The sequence below is a fragment of the Wandonia haliotis genome (assembly GCF_039523435.1).
Taxonomy (GTDB): Bacteria; Bacteroidota; Bacteroidia; order Flavobacteriales_D; family Crocinitomicaceae; genus Wandonia; species Wandonia haliotis.
Genome location: NZ_BAAAFH010000007.1, coordinates 58,345 through 75,051, shown reverse-complemented (window position 1 = coordinate 75,051; position 16,707 = coordinate 58,345). Strand labels below are relative to the sequence as shown.

Annotated in this window: 17 protein-coding genes; 7 read left to right on the top strand and 10 right to left on the bottom strand. The window is 40.0% G+C overall.

Annotation, left to right across the window (positions count from 1 at the left end):
- Nucleotides 1–35: 35 nt before the first annotated feature.
- Nucleotides 36–1,307 (bottom strand): aminotransferase class I/II-fold pyridoxal phosphate-dependent enzyme, encoded by a 1,272-nt coding sequence (locus tag ABDZ97_RS06515; protein ID WP_343785783.1) that lies wholly within the window; start codon nucleotides 1,305–1,307, stop codon nucleotides 36–38.
- Between the two features lie 195 nt (nucleotides 1,308–1,502).
- Here ABDZ97_RS06515 and ABDZ97_RS06510 point away from each other — a divergent pair, with 195 nt between their 5' ends.
- From ABDZ97_RS06510 to ABDZ97_RS06485, 6 genes are read left to right on the top strand one after another with little or no spacing between them, the layout of a single operon-like run.
- Nucleotides 1,503–2,318, top strand: a complete 816-nt coding sequence (locus tag ABDZ97_RS06510) for an outer membrane protein assembly factor BamD (RefSeq protein WP_343785782.1) — start codon at nucleotides 1,503–1,505, stop codon at nucleotides 2,316–2,318.
- A gap of 2 nt (nucleotides 2,319–2,320) precedes the next feature.
- Nucleotides 2,321–2,632: a DNA-directed RNA polymerase subunit omega gene (locus tag ABDZ97_RS06505; protein WP_343785781.1), complete on the top strand. Its 312-nt coding sequence runs from the start codon at nucleotides 2,321–2,323 to the stop codon at nucleotides 2,630–2,632.
- A gap of 5 nt (nucleotides 2,633–2,637) precedes the next feature.
- A complete protein-coding gene (coaBC, locus tag ABDZ97_RS06500) occupies nucleotides 2,638–3,849 on the top strand; it encodes a bifunctional phosphopantothenoylcysteine decarboxylase/phosphopantothenate--cysteine ligase CoaBC (RefSeq protein WP_343785780.1) in 1,212 nt (403 codons plus the stop codon).
- On the top strand, nucleotides 3,821–4,747 hold the full coding sequence (porD, locus tag ABDZ97_RS06495) for a type IX secretion system protein PorD (protein WP_343785779.1): 927 nt from the start codon (nucleotides 3,821–3,823) through the stop codon (nucleotides 4,745–4,747). Before coaBC ends, porD begins: the two co-directional genes overlap by 29 nt.
- Nucleotides 4,747–6,408: a DNA repair protein RecN gene (recN, locus tag ABDZ97_RS06490; RefSeq protein WP_343785778.1), complete on the top strand. Its 1,662-nt coding sequence runs from the start codon at nucleotides 4,747–4,749 to the stop codon at nucleotides 6,406–6,408. Before porD ends, recN begins: the two co-directional genes overlap by 1 nt.
- Nucleotides 6,398–6,784 carry a DUF423 domain-containing protein gene (locus tag ABDZ97_RS06485; RefSeq protein ID WP_343785777.1) on the top strand — a complete coding sequence of 129 codons (387 nt, stop codon included), beginning with the start codon at nucleotides 6,398–6,400 and terminating at the stop codon, nucleotides 6,782–6,784. The genes recN and ABDZ97_RS06485 overlap by 11 nt, the downstream gene beginning before the upstream one ends.
- Here the strand turns inward: ABDZ97_RS06485 and ABDZ97_RS06480 are convergent, their stop codons facing one another.
- From ABDZ97_RS06480 to ABDZ97_RS06445, 8 genes are read right to left on the bottom strand one after another with little or no spacing between them, the layout of a single operon-like run.
- The gene (locus ABDZ97_RS06480) at nucleotides 6,785–7,528 is read right to left on the bottom strand and encodes a tetratricopeptide repeat protein (RefSeq protein ID WP_343785776.1); all 744 of its coding nucleotides are present in this window, start codon (nucleotides 7,526–7,528) and stop codon (nucleotides 6,785–6,787) included. It lies immediately after the preceding gene.
- Nucleotides 7,519–9,270, bottom strand: coding sequence for a BatD family protein (locus tag ABDZ97_RS06475; protein ID WP_343785775.1), 1,752 nt, complete (start codon nucleotides 9,268–9,270; stop codon nucleotides 7,519–7,521). The genes ABDZ97_RS06480 and ABDZ97_RS06475 overlap by 10 nt, the downstream gene beginning before the upstream one ends.
- Nucleotide 9,271: 1 nt before the next feature.
- Complete coding sequence (locus ABDZ97_RS06470) at nucleotides 9,272–10,006, bottom strand: tetratricopeptide repeat protein (RefSeq protein ID WP_343785774.1); 735 nt, start codon at nucleotides 10,004–10,006, stop codon at nucleotides 9,272–9,274.
- Nucleotides 10,003–11,160, bottom strand: coding sequence for a VWA domain-containing protein (locus tag ABDZ97_RS06465; RefSeq protein ID WP_343785773.1), 1,158 nt, complete (start codon nucleotides 11,158–11,160; stop codon nucleotides 10,003–10,005). Before ABDZ97_RS06465 ends, ABDZ97_RS06470 begins: the two co-directional genes overlap by 4 nt.
- A gap of 3 nt (nucleotides 11,161–11,163) precedes the next feature.
- Nucleotides 11,164–12,195, bottom strand: a complete 1,032-nt coding sequence (locus ABDZ97_RS06460; RefSeq protein ID WP_343785772.1) for a vWA domain-containing protein — start codon at nucleotides 12,193–12,195, stop codon at nucleotides 11,164–11,166.
- On the bottom strand, nucleotides 12,192–13,112 hold the full coding sequence (locus ABDZ97_RS06455) for a hypothetical protein (protein ID WP_343785771.1): 921 nt from the start codon (nucleotides 13,110–13,112) through the stop codon (nucleotides 12,192–12,194). The genes ABDZ97_RS06460 and ABDZ97_RS06455 overlap by 4 nt, the downstream gene beginning before the upstream one ends.
- Nucleotides 13,109–13,984, bottom strand: coding sequence for a DUF58 domain-containing protein (locus ABDZ97_RS06450; RefSeq protein ID WP_343785770.1), 876 nt, complete (start codon nucleotides 13,982–13,984; stop codon nucleotides 13,109–13,111). The genes ABDZ97_RS06455 and ABDZ97_RS06450 overlap by 4 nt, the downstream gene beginning before the upstream one ends.
- Entirely contained in the window at nucleotides 13,984–14,994 is a 1,011-nt protein-coding gene (locus ABDZ97_RS06445) for an AAA family ATPase (protein WP_343785769.1), read from the bottom strand. Before ABDZ97_RS06445 ends, ABDZ97_RS06450 begins: the two co-directional genes overlap by 1 nt.
- 108 nt (nucleotides 14,995–15,102) lie before the next feature.
- Here ABDZ97_RS06445 and ABDZ97_RS06440 point away from each other — a divergent pair, with 108 nt between their 5' ends.
- Complete coding sequence (locus ABDZ97_RS06440) at nucleotides 15,103–15,468, top strand: hypothetical protein (protein WP_343785768.1); 366 nt, start codon at nucleotides 15,103–15,105, stop codon at nucleotides 15,466–15,468.
- Nucleotides 15,469–15,517: 49 nt separating this feature from the next.
- On the opposite strand, the gene ABDZ97_RS06435 is transcribed toward ABDZ97_RS06440, so the two are convergent.
- Nucleotides 15,518–16,699 (bottom strand): SPOR domain-containing protein, encoded by a 1,182-nt coding sequence (locus tag ABDZ97_RS06435; RefSeq protein WP_343785767.1) that lies wholly within the window; start codon nucleotides 16,697–16,699, stop codon nucleotides 15,518–15,520.
- Nucleotides 16,700–16,707: the final 8 nt, after the last annotated feature.

Genomic DNA, 16,707 nt, shown 5'->3' with positions numbered 1-16,707 from the left:
TAAAAAAAAAGCGCCATCAGAGGCGCTTTCAGTTATTATTTATCTGTTTCAACCGTTGCCAGTTGCTCTGACTGATACTCACCTCTGTCCAGCTTTTCCTGACACTTGATAAATGTTTCTATCGTATAGGTAACATCTTCCAGTGTGTGAACCGCTGTCGGGATCAGACGTAACATAATTACATCTTTAGGAACGACAGGATAAGTAACAATTGAACAGAAGATATTGTAATTCTCGCGTAAATCAAATGTAAGATTCGTCGCTACAGCAAGGTTTCCTTCTCCTTTAAGGAATACAGGAGTAACCGGAGAATTGGTATGACCGATGTCAAAACCAGCTTCTTTCAATCCTGACTGTAAAGCAGTAGCTACTTTCCAAAGATTTTCACGCAATTCAGGTTTTGTTCTCAATAGTTCAAGACGCTTCAACGCACCGATTACAAGTGGCATTGGAAGTGACTTGGCAAACATTTGCGAACGCATATTGTAACGCATGTATTCAATAACACTCTCGTTAGCACAAATAAATGCCCCGATAGAAGCCATGGATTTTGCAAATGTTCCGAATAATACATCAATTTCTTCGTGAACACCCTGTGCTTCTCCGGCACCACGTCCGGTTTCACCACAAGTTCCGAAACCATGTGCGTCATCAACGAACAAACGGAACTGATACTTACCTGATTTTCTGAAATCAACAAGTTCTTTCAGTTTTCCCTGATCTCCGGCCATTCCGAAAACCCCTTCGGTAATAACAAGAATACCTCCACCTGTAGATTCTACAATTTTTGAGGCACGTGCCATTTGCTTGTCAAAGCTTTCCATATCGTTGTGTTGGAAAACAAAACGTTTTCCGGAATGCAAACGCATACCATCTATAATACAGGCATGTGATTCACTGTCGTATACGATCACGTCGTGACGATCAACCAGACAGTCAATAGCAGAAACCATTCCCTGGTAACCGAAGTTAAGTAGGATACAGTCCTCCGTTTTCATAAAGTCAGCGATCTCATTTTCAAGTTGCTCGTGATATACAGTCTGACCTGTCATCATTCGTGCTCCCATAGGATAAGCCATTCCCCAGTCCTTAGCTGCTTTAGCATCAGCTTCCCGAACTTCCGGGTGATTTGCTAAACCAAGGTAGTTATTTACTGACCATGTCAAAACTTCTTTACCTCGGAAGATCATTTTGTTACCGATCTCTCCTTCTAGTTTGGGAAATGTGAAGTAACCATGAACGCCTTTCGCGTACTGTCCGATCGGACCGCGATTCTTCATTAACTTATCAAAGATATCTAAAGCCATACGTCTTTTTTTCTTTCTTAATCGAAAATTACGCTGCGAAATTACTGGAAATGTTGACCAGTAACAACTTTTTCACAGAAATTTATTCACAGGAGCCGGTTAGTGATGGCTAAAAAATCTAAAAAAATCACAATTTATGCACCTGATCTTTCGTTTGGAAGGAAATACATTACTTTTGCAGTCAAACAATTTAATATGAGGTCTGTTTTTATTTTTCTTTTGCTGATAGGTGTCGTTAGTATTTCATCCTGTTCGAACTACAATAAAATAGCGAAAGGAGATGATTACGAGCAAAAGAAGATCTATGCCGACAAGTTTTATACCAACGAGCAGTGGGATCGTTCTGCTACTTTGTACGAGCAAATTTATCAACGATATTCGAAAGGTCCGGTAGGGGAGGAATCCTATTTTCGACTGGCGAAAAGTCACTATATGATGGAGGATTATTACCTGGCGGGATATTATTTTAAAAGTTATTCGGAGCGTTTCTTTTTAAGTCCTTTTTCCGAGGAAGCTACTTTCCTTGGGGCAATGTGTGCTGTGAAAAACTCACCAAATTATACACTTGATCAGACAGAAACCCGTTCAGCACTCTCGGAATTACAGAATTTTATTGAGTTATATCCGCAAAGTAATTTAGTAGATAGTTGTAATTCAATTATGGATCGTTTGCGATCGAAACTGGAGCAAAAAGCGTATGAATCCGCAAAGCTTTACGATAAAATGGAAAACTACAGAGCATCTGTTACGGCTTTTGATTCATTTGTTGAAGAATATCCAACTAGTGACAAACGTGAAGAAGCTCTTTTCCTGGCAACAAAATCTCAATTTTTGCTGTCTCAAAATAGTGTTGAGAGTAAAAAATACGACAGATTTGAGGAAACAATAAAAAGAAGTCGTAAATTTGCGTCTCTTTTCCCGAATTCGAAATACTTGAAAGACATTGAAAGTTTTCGTGAAAAATCGGAGAAAGAGCTCGAAACAATACGTAAAACAAAAATTCAACCATAAGGATGAACTTTAAAAATTCAACTGCGGAGCGTACAACTATCACACGGGATGTGGTAGATTTACAAGAGAAAACAGGTAATGTTTATGAATCAATTGTTGCTCTTGCAAAGCGTTCTAACCAAATCAATGTGGAACTGAAAGAAGAGTTGACACAAAAGTTGCTTGATTTCGCTTCACATACAGACAACCTTGAAGAGATTTTTGAGAATCGCGAGCAAATCGAGATCTCTAAATTCTATGAGCGTCTTCCAAAGCCTGTAGCTATGGCTATTCAGGAGCTTCTTGAAGATAAGACGTACATCAGAAAAGCATAATTCTCATGCTGGCGGGGAAGCGTATCTTGGTCGGTGTAACCGGAGGGATTGCGGCTTACAAAACCCCAATGCTGGTGCGAGCTTTAATAAAACTTGGGGCTGAAGTCAAATGTATAATGACTTCAGCCTCTTCTGCTTTTGTAACCCCTCTGACACTTGCTACGGTTTCTAAAAATGAAGTGTACACGGAACTTTTTGATCCGGTTACCGGGCAATGGGCAAATCACGTTGAATTAGGCTTATGGGCAGATGCATTTGTGATTGCTCCGCTTACGGCGTCATCATTGGCAAAGATGGCGGTAGGACATTCTGATAACTTATTGCTGACGACGTATTTATCTGCTAGATGTCCTGTTTTTGTTGCTCCTGCAATGGATTTGGATATGTATCAACATCCTTCCACTAAAGAGAATCTGGATAAATTAACCCGTCAGGAAGTACAGGTGATTCCTGCTGAATCAGGAGAATTGGCAAGCGGGTTATCAGGGCAGGGTAGAATGGCAGAGCCGGATACAATTGCAGAATTCATTCAGTCCTTTTTTACTTCTGAACGGAATAACGATTTGGCAGGGGTTAAAGCACTGGTGACAGCCGGTCCGACCTATGAACCTATTGATCCGGTACGGTTTATTGGTAATCACTCTACCGGTAAAATGGGAATTGCTTTAGCTGATGCGCTTGCAGACAGAGGAGCTGAAGTGATACTTTGTTTGGGACCTTCGGGATTCTTGCCACGAAACAAAACAATTGAAATTAGGCGATTTGCAACAGCAGGAGAATTATTGTTGCTGGTACAGGAACATTGGACATCCGTTAATCTGGGTATTTTTTCTGCTGCTGTAGCCGATTATCGACCGTCTCATGTCGCGGATGAGAAAATCAAGAAGTCGGAAGACAGTATGGAACTTCAGTTAGTGAAGAATCCCGATGTGCTGTTTTGGGCAGGTCAGAACAAGTCAGATCAACAAACATTGGTTGGGTTTGCTCTGGAAACAACGAATGAATTTGAACACGCCAAAGGTAAGCTGAAGAAAAAGAACCTGGATCTGATTGTGTTGAATTCACTGAGAACAGAAGGTGCCGGATTTGGTCATGATACAAATCAGGTTACTTTATTGGATAAAGACAATAATTGTGTAAATTTAGAGTTGCTATCAAAGATAGAAACAGCTCAAAAAATTGTTGATTATGCTAGAGAAATTCATCAGAGTAAGTAAGTTATGGGTAATAGCAGCGGTAATGACCGTTACCAGTTCAAAAGCTCAGGAGTTGCTTTGTGAGGTGAATCTCGTTACGGATCCGAAGCTGCAGATCACTACTGTTGATAAAGATATCATTGACAACATTACGAATGTTGTGAAGGAGTTCATGAATAATACCAGGTGGACGAAAGATGAATTTGAGATAGAAGAGCGGATTAATTGTATTATTCAGTTGAGTATTGAAAATATCCCCTCAACAGGACAGTATAGTGGTTCGATACAGATTAATGCTACGCGACCGGTTTACAACTCAAACTATACCACAACTATTTTTAGTTTTAAAGACAACAATCTTGATTTCAGATTTGACAGAAATCAGATTTTGCAATATTCGCCAAATCAATTCCGGGATAACCTGACGTCTATTCTTGCTTTTTATGCTTACATGATTTTGGGGTATGATTATGACTCGTTCTCGTTGGAAGGTGGAACGAAGTATTTTGAAATGGCACAACAGATAGTGACCTTGTCTCAGGGAGGAGAAGGTGACGGTTGGAGATCAAATGACTCCCGCAAGAGAAACCGTTTCTATCTGATTGATAATGCGCTTCAACAGTATTTTTCACCTCTTAGGAAAGTGTATTATGAATACCATAGAAAAGGGTTGGATATATTGTATACGGATATTGCCAAAGGACGTAACGTAATATTAGAAACATTAAAAGAGTTGGAACCTATTCAACAGTCGCGTCCCGGGTCTGTTAATATGCAGATTTTTCTGTCTTCCAAGTTAAATGAGCTAAAGGGACTATTCTCTAAAGCGGAAATGGCTGAAAAAAACGAAATTGTGGCACTTCTCAAAAAACTGGATCCGGCCAACGGAACGAAGTACGAGGAAATTCTGACTGCCTGATGTTAAAAAATCTGTCTATACGTAATTTCGCATTAATTGATAATGTCGATCTTGATTTTGATAAGGGATTAACTGTAATTACCGGTGAAACGGGATCCGGGAAATCTATTTTACTTGGGGCATTGCATCTCCTTCTGGGAAACCGGGCGGACTTTTCTGTTATACGCAATCAGGAAGCGAAAACGGTTGTCGAGGGACATTGGATGATCGGTGATTATAATCTTTCGGGATTCTTCGCGAGCAAAGAACTCGAGTATGATCCATATTGTATCATCCGAAGAGAAATTCTTCCCCAGGGAAAATCGAGAGCGTTTGTGAATGATACACCGGTTCCCTTGTCAGTATTAAAGGAGCTGACAGACAAACTTGTACAGATAAATTCGCAACACCAGACGTTACAGCTAAAAGATAAGTCATTTCAGCTTAATCTGCTGGATGTTTTAGGAAGCTGTATTCCTGAGCTGGAAGCGTATAAGGAGGCTTTTGATGCCTACAAAGCGCAGGAGAAGTTAATCCGTGAGTTGGAAACCGGGTTAAGTGAATCCTTACAGCAGCAGGATTATATTCGTTTTCAGGTAGAAGAGCTCGAAAAACTCAATTTTAAAGAGAATAATTATGACGAGCTGATTCTGGAGTTGAAGAAGTCAGAAAATGCTGAGTTTTTACTAAAAAATATTCAGGAATCAGTTGAAATAACTGATTCCGGAGACGGTATAGTTGCGTTATTGAAACGATTGGAAAACCTGTTGCGGAAATCAGCGCAATTTGATGAAAGCCTGCAGGAGTATGAAAATCGGATCAGTTCGGTTGTGATTGAAATGAACGATATTAGTGCGGAGTTAAACAATTACGCGGAAGGTATTGCGGTTAACCCCGGTCGATTGGATTGGCTTGTTGGTGTTGTCGATGATTTTCAACGTATACTGAAAAAGCATAATAAAAAGGATCAGGTAGAATTAAAGAGCTATCTGGATGAGTTATCCGGTCAGAATGAGAGTTTTTCTGCACTGGAAGAAAAACTTGAAAAGGAACATAAAAAACTGGAAAAGTTCTTTGGTAATTGGCAACAAGCAGGCAAAATTCTGTCTGAAAAACGGAGAAAAGTAGCTCCGGTTATCGTAAAAGAAATTTTGCCATTGTTGGAAGAGTTGAAGTTGGAAGGATCACGAGCAGAATTTAGGTTTACGGAAAAAACAAATGCAGACCGAAGTGGGTTTGAAAGTGTTGATTTATGCTTTTCTCCTAATCAGGGAGTAGCTATTCAGCCTATTGATAAATCGGCTTCGGGTGGGGAGTTGAGCCGTTTTATGTTAGCGGTAATGACGTTGTTTAGTGAGCGAAAGCAGTTGCCTACCTTGATTTTTGATGAAATTGATACGGGAGTATCGGGTGATGTTGCCGGACGTATTGGTCTTTTACTGCGAAAGATGGGAACACATCGTCAATTAATGGCGATTACACATTTGCCTCAGGTTGCGGCATCAGGACATATTCATCTTTCGGTCAATAAATCAACACAATCCAACAGAACGGTTACAGAGGTGATACGGTTGACGGAGGAAGATCGTATTGTCGAGATAGCGAAGTTAATGTCCGGAAAAAATTTAACAGATGCGGCACAGGAAAATGCTGCGGTATTATTGAAGACACATGGAAATTAAATCGAAAGGCTCTGCTATATGGGGAATTGTTCTGATGATTCTTGCTATTACAGGTGGAGCAATGGGAGCACATGCGCTGGAAAAGGTGCTTACGGAGCAATTACTGGAGTCGTACCAAACGGGAGTAGATTATATGTTGTATATGGGCTTGTCCCTGCTTTTGCTTTCTCTTTGGCCAAAGGAGTTGGTTAAAGTCGGAACAGTGTTAATCAAAGCCGGTGTTGTTTTGTTTTCCGGCTCTATTTTTGGACTTGTTTTCCTGAAAAATGGTGGGGGAGATGCACCAATCCCTTTGGTAATCGCTACTCCGGTTGGAGGGACTTTAATGATAGCAGGATGGATTATGTTACTGCTAAAAGTTGCGCTCCGCAAATAATTAATACGTTTGTATTTCTGATTTCTTTACCCAACCGACATTATCCTGAGTAAGACGGATTTCTACCCATTCTTGATTCTCGCGGATCAACTTGACACGTTGACCTCCAGGAATAGAGAATAAGGTCTTGTCTGAATTACTGGGAGACGCTTTCGCATTGGTGGTAGCAAGCGTGACAATGCCATATTTCTCTGAAGTAAGATAGGTATAGTGCCAGATAGATAATCCGAGCGTTAATAGTGCAAGAATAAGCGAAATACTTATACCGGAAAGAGCTAAGCGTTTTCGGATTGCACCGGTCGCAAAGAAGAAATAAAAAAGACTGACACCAAGAGGAATAAGAAAAATCAAAGTGAGAATTGCCCAGAAGTTTTTACCGGATGAAAATAATAGCCTATATAAGATCCCTGTATTACTCTTCCATTCTCCTGACAGCCCGGTTTTTTCATACGCCATGCGGACATTGAAAAGCGCATCTTCGTGGTTCGGTTTGATTTTCAGGCATTTTTCATACGCCCATATCGCATGGGGATATTTCTTTTGTTTATAATATGCATTTCCCAGGTTATAAAAAGCCTCAGCATCCAGTGGAAATGCAGTAATATGTTCAAGAAATAAATCGGATGCATTTTGATACTCCTCTTCTTCATAAGCCTTCTTCCCGGATTCAAACTGTGTTTGTGCCGGAGCAGTAGTTACAAAAAATAAGGAAACCCATATATAGAACAACTTTCTTAACTCCATGACTGATCGAGGTTAGTAATTATTGAACGCATTCTATCCGGAAGATTTTCTTCCTTGTCCGTACTAAAACTGGTATATTTTATGAATTCAAGTTTTTCAAGAATAGCAAACCATTCGTTACGGTCTTTCTCTGAAATCGAATGTGCTGAAAAAGCCGCTTCTATACTCTCTTTTGAAAGTTCGGAAGGTACACATTTCATTTTTTTCGCAAGATATGCCTGTAGTGCCCGAAGACCTTCGTCTGCAAAAGATTTAATATCTCCTTTATTCCATAATTCCTGTGCTTTGGCGAGCTCTCTTTGTGCTAATTTTGATGCGCGCTTACTTAACCCCGCAGCAGCAATTTCATCTCCGTTATCCCGTCGTTTTTTCAAAATAACTCCTGATCCGACAGCGACAAGCGGAATGAGAAGAATAAAAGTCCAGAAAATAATGGTTTCGATAAGGAAATGATCGTCTTTCAAAGATGGGGTATCTGAGATATAACGCAGCCCTTTCCCTTTTACCTGAACATCCCGCTGTATGCTACCATCCGCTACTGCTTCAAATTCACTTTTCTTTATCGACAGTTTTTCTTTGGGAATTTCAATGGAAACGTATCGTTTATCTTTAGGGTTGAAATAGGAAAAGTACATCGGATGCCAATCATATTCTCCGCCTTCCTGAGCCTGAATGGTAAATTCATACTCAATGGAGCCTTCACCACCCTGATAACCGAGGGATATATTTTCCTTTTTTACAGGGTCTCCGTATTGTTCAAATGCTTCCGGGAGATTGAGTTCAGGAGTGCTCAATAAATGGATATTCCCTTTCCCTTCTAGCCTGACGGTGTATACAAAAACATCCCCTTCTTTCAGATCATTTGCTTCAAGTTTCGTTGTAACTTTAAAATCCCCTACGGCTCCGCTAAAACCATTGGGTGCTCCTGATGGTAACGGACGGACTTTTATACGTGAGCTTCCTGATTGAATGCGGGTATAATCGGTAAAAAAGAAATTTCCCTGATATCCTAACTGAATACTAAACGGTGTACAGATTATTTCGCCTGCTTCCTGAGGAATAACAAGATCTTCTGAAATTTTCATTGTTTGGAATCCTATTCCTTCAATCTTCTCATTTTTAACCTGAAGATTGTCCAGGTTTTTGAAAAGATCTGTTTTGTGTGCAATTCCTTCAATCGATAATGGTTGATAATCTCCAACGTCTGTAATACGTCCTCTGGAGTATACTTTCGACGAAATAATAACCGGTTCGCCTATATAAACTTCGGATCTACTGGTATTAATGATACCAAAAAATGGTTTCCCAAGATTACTTTTCACTGAATTAGAGACAGGTGGAGCTTCAGTAATCTGAATAGTCAGCGGATTTAGCTCAATTACTCCTTTACTGTGCTTATAAGAAGCGTTCTTTATCAGGTAAGTTCCTTTTCTGGACGCGCGTGCAATGTATTTGAAAACATACGTCGTTTCCGTTTTCCCTGAGTTAACCGGTTTTCCGTTTACAATAACGGTCCAGTTTCCTCCGGAAGACTGAATTTGTTTGGTTCGGTTAAGAACACTGATTTCATCAGGGAATTCAATGTCAACCGTCCCGTTTGTATTGGCTTCCACAATGACCTCAAAGGTTTCATTTGTCTGTATTTGTGAAGGATTGAGTTTTAAAGTAGCCTTAAACTGTTCATCCTGTGCAAATCCGATTGCAACAAATAGCAGTGATATGAAAAAAATGAAACTCTTCATGCTACCAGTCTTTCTTTTTATGTTCTGAAACGGGAACTCCTTTGTCTTTTTCTTTGTCCATCTTCTCTTTGGATTTCTCTTCTGCTTTCATCAGTGCATCCAGTAATTGTTCTGTCTGATCTTGTGAAAGCTGTCCGTTTTGCCCGTTTTTCTTTTCAGAAGAGGAGTCGTCTTTATTCTCGTTATTGTTTTGATTGTCCTGTTGATCCTGATTTTCATTTTGATCCCCTGAATCCTGATTTTCATCATTCTGATTATCTTGATTCTGGTCGTTGTTTTGATCTTTATTTTCGTTTTCCTGTTGCTGTTGTCGCAATGCATAAGCCAGATTATACCTGGCTTTTTCATTATTCGGATCTTGCCGGAGTGCTTCTTTATAGGCTTCTATAGCTTTATCGGTTTGTTTATCCTTGAAATAGGCATTCCCAAGGTTATAATTAGCAGTGCTTTTATCTGTTTTACTGGTTGCGTTTTCAGTAGCCTCTTCATATCCTTTTACGGCGTCTTTAAAACTTCCGGAGCGGTAGGCCGACTGATTAATCAGGTCAGTGATATTAACTCCCTCAGGAGCGAGGCTTTGCGCATCCCGAAAATGTTTTAGTGCTTCCTGATAATTCCCGTTTCCAAAAGCTTCCTGCCCTTGTTTAAAACTTGCACGCCATTCCTGAGCAACTACAGAAATACCGTTCGATAGAGCGAAAAGAAAAATAATATGTATCCAAAGTTTACTCATCATGATTTTATCAAATTAGTAAACAATCCCAATCTGCTGTCTGTCCAGATCATGGATAGAATAAGAAATAGCAGAGAAAGTAGTGCAAATGTTGTTCCGTGTTGCTGGCTTATTTTAAACGAAGCACTGTCTACTGTTCCTTTTTCCATTCTCTGTGTTGCTTCAATAAGTGGTTTGAAGTTCGGATAACGGGATGATTCCATTAAAAATGTTCCACCACCGGTTTCAGCAATGTTTTTAACAAGTTCTGGGTTAACACGGGAAACAACAATTTCCCCGTTTTCGTCTTTTTTGAAACCTCCTCTGGGTTCCGGAACCGGTCCGCCCTTTGATGAACCTAACCCGATGGCATGAACAATAATGTTTTTCTCACGAATCAGAGACATTACTTCGTCTGTATTCCCTTCGTGATTTTCTCCATCTGTAATAACAACAATTGCTTTTGAAGTTTCGTCACCGGAAAAGGATTCCAGAGCTAACTGTAATGCATCAGGAATATTAGTCCCCTGATTAGAGATCATATCCGTGGATATCTCATTGATAAAAAGTTTAGCGGCTCCGTAGTCATTGGTTAACGGTAATTGAGGATAGGCTTTACCTGCAAATACGATCAGTCCGATCTTATCACCATGTAACTGATTGATTAATTGAATCAGTCCGGTTTTTGCTGCTGATAATCGATTTATACGTTGATCCATATCAGGAACAAGCATGGATTTTGAGATGTCCAGTGCTACAATGATTTCCATACTCTCTGCTTTCCCTCCAACATCTTTGCTGCCAAACTGGGGGTTGGCGAGTGCAATAATCAGGAAAGCAAAAGCGTTTCTGAAAAAGAAGAAACGGAGAAATGTATTAGAAGAGGATAGGGGAGAGAAAATAATTCCTCGTAATCGGTTTGAAAACTGGAACAAAACCTTATTTCGCCAACGGATATTGAACAAGAATAATATAATAAATAAAGGAAGAACGACCAGTAAAAGAAGTAAACGGGGATGTTCAAATCTTAATTGTTCACCGCTGGGTGGTATTTCATCCGTGAGAACATTCCAACCGAGGGTAAACCCAAGTAATAAGAAGACTCCCCAGAACAAAACTTCCCAGATAATTACTCCAATTGTAATCCATGATGATTTATATGTTATTTGTTCTTTCATGAATTAAACGACTCGTTTTTCGATTGTTTGTGAAACAATAAAACCACCTGTTAGTAACACAAGAGCGAATACATAAAATGGAATTGCTTTTACAGGTGGATCAACCCGATATTCCAGTACGTTGACTTTTGTCTTTTCCATGGTGTCAATCGTCTGGTAGATTTCTCTCAGACTGGTTTCATCTGTTGCTCTGAAATACTCTCCTCCTGTCATTTGCGCAACACGGGTTAAGGCTTCTTCATCAATGTCAACCTGCATTTGCTGGTAGCGAATACCAAAAGGTGTATTGACAGGCATGGGAGCTGTTCCTTTGGATCCAACACCAATGGTGTATACTCTTACTCCTTTTGCTTTTGCGAGTTCGGCAGCGGTAACGGGATCAATATCTCCGGCATTAGAAACACCGTCTGACATAAGGATAACGACTTTACTTTTTAATTCATCACTGCGCAGCCGGGCTACAGCAAGACCAAGTCCCATTCCGATGGCTGTACGATTGGTGTTTAAGACTCCTGCTTCAACATTTTTGAGGCTTTCCAGAAGAATCCGATGGTCGGTTGTAGAAGGACACTGTGTAAAGGCTTCTCCTTCATATACCACCAATCCTATTCTATCATTGGGGCGGTTTGCAATAAACTCTGCAGCTACATTTTTTGCAGCTTCAAGTCGATTGGGTTTGAAATCACGGGCAAGCATACTGACAGAAATGTCTACTGCCAAAACGATATCAATTCCTTCGGAGTATTTTTTTTGAAATTCTTCCTCTTCGCTAAGGCGGTAGGGTTGAGCGATCCCAAAGATAATTCCTGTTATTGCAAGTGCAAACAATAATGTAGAAAGAAAAGGAAGAACCTGTTGTGTAGAATCGGAAATGGTTTCCAGTTCACGGGAAGGAGCAGAAAAAGTTAGGGAGCTTCTTTTATTATTTCGCCAAAATCGAAAGGCAATGAGCAAAGGAGCAAGCAAAAGCAACCACAGAACTTCGGGATTAATGAAGTCGTAGGTCCAGAATCGTATGTCGAACCAATCTGTCATTCTTCTGTTGTTTCCTGTTTTTCTTCTGTTATCTCAATGAAACGGATTGCCTGATTATTAAGAATAATCACTTCTTCTTCCGGTAACGTCAGTTTCGCAAACTTTACAAAGTCGGCCTGTTTTAATAATGCTGTTAGTATTTCAATATGTGAAGTGTTTATCAGATTCATCCGCATGGCAGCATTTAATTCCATCGTAGTTTTCTCCATTGCGTCAATATGATAACGACGTTGTACATACCAGCGCATAATATCAGACAATTCGATGAAGTGTAACTTTTGCTGACCGGACGCCCAGTATTTTTTCGCCATGAGTTCCTGTAAACGACGTTCTGCTTCCTCTCTGAGGGGAAGTGCAATCACTTCTTCAACTGTTTCCACAGTTTTACGTTTGCGCAGGTACCACCAGATTCCGATACTAATTAATACAGCAAGAATAATACTACCAATAATCAACCATGTTTTTGAGCTGAGTAGTTCTTCGGGAAGTACGTATCTTCCTTCTTCAATATCCAGTATGTCTCCCTGCGGGTCCGTATCAGGAAAAAGTACCTGAACGAGCTGCGGAGCAAAAGAAAAAGAAGCAGTGTCATAAAGCTTTACCGGAAGCAGAGTAATCATACCACTGTCCCAGATCGTAAAAGAAATGAGTAGATTGTTACGTTTAATAGAATCCTGAACTGCCTTAATGATTTCAATAAGGATTGTATCTTTTTTGTTGTTTTTAAGATTTGCTCTGATTCCCTGAAGATGAAGGCTCTCCGGCCATGTTATCTGATCTTCTATTGAAGATGCATCTAACACAAGTGTATTGAGTTCACCGATATAGAAGGTGTTTTTCTCAATTCTGGAATCCAGAAGCTGGGCACTGGCAGACATGCCTGAAACAAGCATCAATATGGCTAAAAAATGTCTCATCGGCTGACACGCTTTTTAAACAATTGCATCAAAGGTTTAACATGTGATTCTTGTGTAGATATACGGGTGAAATCAATCCCTGACTTTCTGAGTCCGTTTTCTATGTTTTGCTGACGTTCTTCAAAAATATGGGCTAAACGTGTCCGTTGTGATTTTCGGGAGGTATTTAACCAGTGTTTTTTTCCGGTTTCAGCGTCTTTTATACGAACCAATCCCATGTTCGGAATCTGTTGTTCGAAATGATCAAATATGTTGATTGCTACAATATCATGTTTTTTACGTGCAATGCGAAGCGAGCTAACAAAATCCTGCTTGTCGGTGAAGTCGGAAATTACGAAAGCGATGCTACGTCGTTTGATCACGTTTCTGAAATAGGATAGAACATGACTCAGATCGGTTCCTTTCGATTCCGGTTGGAACTCAATAATTTCGCGAAGAATTTTCAGAACGTGTTTTCGTCCTTTTACCGGAGGAACAAATTTCTCTACTTTATCGGTAAAGAAAATAGCACCGACTTTATCATTGTTAGAAATAGCAGAAAATGCTAATACAGCGGCAATTTCCAATATAAGGTCGCGTTTGGTTTTATCTCCCGAACCGAAGTCAACAGACCCGGAAAGGTCAATAAGTAACATGACGGTTAGTTCACGTTCTTCTTCGAATACTTTTACATAGGGATCGTTAAAACGAGCTGTTACGTTCCAGTCTATATTGCGGACATCATCACCCACCTTATAGTCGCGAACTTCAGAAAAAGCCATTCCTCTTCCTTTAAATGCCGAATGGTATTCTCCGGAAAAAACCTGATTGGTCAGACCTTTCGTCTTGATCTCAATCCGATGAATCTTTTTTAACAGCTCTTTGGTTTCCATTACGGTACCTCCACGCGATTTAGAATAGTCTGTACGATGTCATTTTGATTCACATTTTCAGCCTCAGCTTCATATGTAAGTCCAATCCGGTGTCGCATAACATCGGGAGCAATAGCCCGAATGTCCTCAGGGATTACATAGGCCCGACCTTGTGTAAATGCGTATGCTTTCGCAGCCAGTGCAAGATTTATACTGGCACGTGGAGAGCATCCGAAACTAATTAGTGGCTCTAATTGCGAAAGATTATATTCTCCCGGTGTACGAGTTGCGTATACAATATCAACGATATATTGCTCAATTTTTTCATCAAGATATACTTCACGTACTACTTCTCTTGCACGAATAATATCTGCAGGAGTAATTACTTTGGATATTTTAGTAAGACCTTCCTTTCTTACATTAGATCGGATGATTAGTTTTTCCTCGTCCTTTTTAGGGTAATCAAGGTAAACTTTTAACATAAAACGGTCCACCTGAGCTTCCGGTAACGGGTACGTACCTTCCTGTTCAACCGGGTTTTGGGTGGCTAATACAAGAAAGGGTTCAGGAAGTTTGAAGGTCTGATCTCCAATAGTTATCTGGCGTTCCTGCATGGCTTCCAATAAGGCTGACTGAACTTTAGCCGGTGCACGGTTGATCTCATCTGCAAGTACGAAATTCGCAAAAACGGGTCCTTTTTTTACTGTAAACTCCTGTGTTTTCTGATTAAACATCATCGTTCCGATAACATCGGCAGGAAGTAAGTCCGGTGTAAACTGGACGCGACTAAAATGCCCGTCGATTGCATCACTCATGGTTTTAATGGCCAACGTTTTTGCCAATCCCGGTACACCTTCCAATAGAATGTGTCCGTTAGCTAGTAACGCTACAATCAGACGGTTTACCATATAAGATTGACCAACAATGACCTTTGTCATTTCCTGACTCAGAAGCCCGATAAGTGCACTCTCTTTTTGAATTTTGTCTGTAAGCGCACGTAAATCCTCACTGGATTGCACAGAATTTTCCAATTTTATATGAGTTTTTTAGTTTCTACAAAATTGCTAATAATCAATTGGCTTACGGCAGTTCTCTTGTTAATTTTTGTTAACTTGCTGACAGCTAAAACCTGATATACTATGGAAAAAAGAGAATGTCTGGAATGCAGTTCCCCCGTTACAGGAAGAAAGGATAAAAAATTCTGTTGTGATTATTGTCGCAACGCTTATCATAACAGGCTGAATGAGTCCAGTAATGCGTATGTAAGAAGGGTGAATAATATCCTTCGGAAAAACCGTCGGATATTGCATGCATTTAATCCTGAAGGAAAGGCTAAAGTACGTACCCTTCAACTGGCAGAAGAAGGGTTCAATTTTCATTTTTTTACCAATACGTATACTACGAAGGGAGGGAACAAATATTATTTCTGTTACGATCAGGGGTACATTAAACTGGATGATGACTGGTATACAATTGTAAAGAAACAGGATTATGTGAAAGTATAAAACCCCGGAAAACAATTGTCTCCCGGGGTTTGAGTCGTTCTTTTAATTACTAACGTTTGAGTATCCAGCCTCCACCTGTTTCACTGGTAGCTTTGTCCAGATTATTCATGGCTTCCTTTTGAGAAGGATAGGAGCCAAACGAAACCATGTGATAGGTGTTAATAGGACCGATAACACTTGCACTGTATCCTTTTGACTGAAGACTGGTAGCAAAGTTCTGAGCATTGGAAGGGTTGGTGAAACTTCCTACAATGATATGGTAGTTTCCGTTTGAAGCCGGAGGAGTTTGAGGATCAGGAGTCAATTCTTCCTGTTGTTCTACCTGCTGATTATCAGAAGTAGATTCAGCAAGACCCTCTGTAATTTGATCTGTAATTTCGTCCTCATTGAGTTCGGTTTCTGATGAATTGTTTTCTTCCAAATTCAGCTCTTCAGAATCAATATCTTCATCAGAAGTAAGGTTTTCCTGATTCTGCTTATCAGAAGCGTCTGAGGTAATCGACGTATTTTTTGTGTCTTCCCAACCCACAAGAGCCTTTGCTTTATCCGGAAATATGCCTATAAATATTCCTGCTCCACCCAGAATAACAAGAAACAGAATAAGTGGGAGTACCCATACTTTTCGTTTCTTTTTCTCTTTTTTGTCGATTTTTTTCTCAGCCGGTTTTTTCGTTTTTTCCGTTTTGCTTTTATCCGAAGGTGCAGTGTCTTTAGGAGTAAATTTGTTTTGCGGCTGTTTTTTTTCTTCTTTCGGGAGTGTTCGTTCTACTGGTTTTTCATATACTTCAGTAGGTTTTTCGCTTTCTTCTTCCCGTAACAATTCTTTCTTTACAGGTGTTTCATCTGTTTTTGAATCCTGAGGTATCGGTTCCTCTTTTTGCGGAGCACGATAGGTTGAAGAGCCATCTTCACTAAATGCATTCCAGTTTTCAAAATCATACGAACCGTCTTCCTGTTTTATAAACCGTCCGAACTGAAAAATGTCATACGTTTCTCCCTTGTTGAGAAGTAATTCTAGATCTCTGACGTATTTAGCAATTGTGTTGGCAGCATCCTGTTTCTCGATTCCTTCCTGTTCTGCTATAAAAGCTTCCAGTTTTCCGTCGTTGAACCGAACATATTCGTTAAACATGATCTCTCCGGTTTCTTCGTCGGTGATAGTTAACGCTCCAAAATCGGGTAAAATGACAGATTTGTTCTTTGCCAGTAGTTCCTGAATGTACTTATCCATAGTAGTAT

Excerpts from the sequence above, each read along its gene's own strand:
- ABDZ97_RS06515 (WP_343785783.1), bottom strand. The coding sequence starts at position 1,307 with ATGGCTTTAGATATCTTTGATAAGTTAATGAAGAATCGCGGTCCGATC.
- ABDZ97_RS06510 (WP_343785782.1), top strand. The coding sequence starts at position 1,503 with ATGAGGTCTGTTTTTATTTTTCTTTTGCTGATAGGTGTCGTTAGTATT.
- ABDZ97_RS06505 (WP_343785781.1), top strand. The coding sequence starts at position 2,321 with ATGAACTTTAAAAATTCAACTGCGGAGCGTACAACTATCACACGGGAT.
- coaBC (WP_343785780.1), top strand. The coding sequence starts at position 2,638 with ATGCTGGCGGGGAAGCGTATCTTGGTCGGTGTAACCGGAGGGATTGCG.
- porD (WP_343785779.1), top strand. The coding sequence starts at position 3,821 with ATGCTAGAGAAATTCATCAGAGTAAGTAAGTTATGGGTAATAGCAGCG.
- recN (WP_343785778.1), top strand. The coding sequence starts at position 4,747 with ATGTTAAAAAATCTGTCTATACGTAATTTCGCATTAATTGATAATGTC.
- ABDZ97_RS06485 (WP_343785777.1), top strand. The coding sequence starts at position 6,398 with ATGGAAATTAAATCGAAAGGCTCTGCTATATGGGGAATTGTTCTGATG.
- ABDZ97_RS06480 (WP_343785776.1), bottom strand. The coding sequence starts at position 7,528 with ATGGAGTTAAGAAAGTTGTTCTATATATGGGTTTCCTTATTTTTTGTA.
- ABDZ97_RS06475 (WP_343785775.1), bottom strand. The coding sequence starts at position 9,270 with ATGAAGAGTTTCATTTTTTTCATATCACTGCTATTTGTTGCAATCGGA.
- ABDZ97_RS06470 (WP_343785774.1), bottom strand. The coding sequence starts at position 10,006 with ATGATGAGTAAACTTTGGATACATATTATTTTTCTTTTCGCTCTATCG.
- ABDZ97_RS06465 (WP_343785773.1), bottom strand. The coding sequence starts at position 11,160 with ATGAAAGAACAAATAACATATAAATCATCATGGATTACAATTGGAGTA.
- ABDZ97_RS06460 (WP_343785772.1), bottom strand. The coding sequence starts at position 12,195 with ATGACAGATTGGTTCGACATACGATTCTGGACCTACGACTTCATTAAT.
- ABDZ97_RS06455 (WP_343785771.1), bottom strand. The coding sequence starts at position 13,112 with ATGAGACATTTTTTAGCCATATTGATGCTTGTTTCAGGCATGTCTGCC.
- ABDZ97_RS06450 (WP_343785770.1), bottom strand. The coding sequence starts at position 13,984 with ATGGAAACCAAAGAGCTGTTAAAAAAGATTCATCGGATTGAGATCAAG.
- ABDZ97_RS06440 (WP_343785768.1), top strand. The coding sequence starts at position 15,103 with ATGGAAAAAAGAGAATGTCTGGAATGCAGTTCCCCCGTTACAGGAAGA.
- ABDZ97_RS06435 (WP_343785767.1), bottom strand. The coding sequence starts at position 16,699 with ATGGATAAGTACATTCAGGAACTACTGGCAAAGAACAAATCTGTCATT.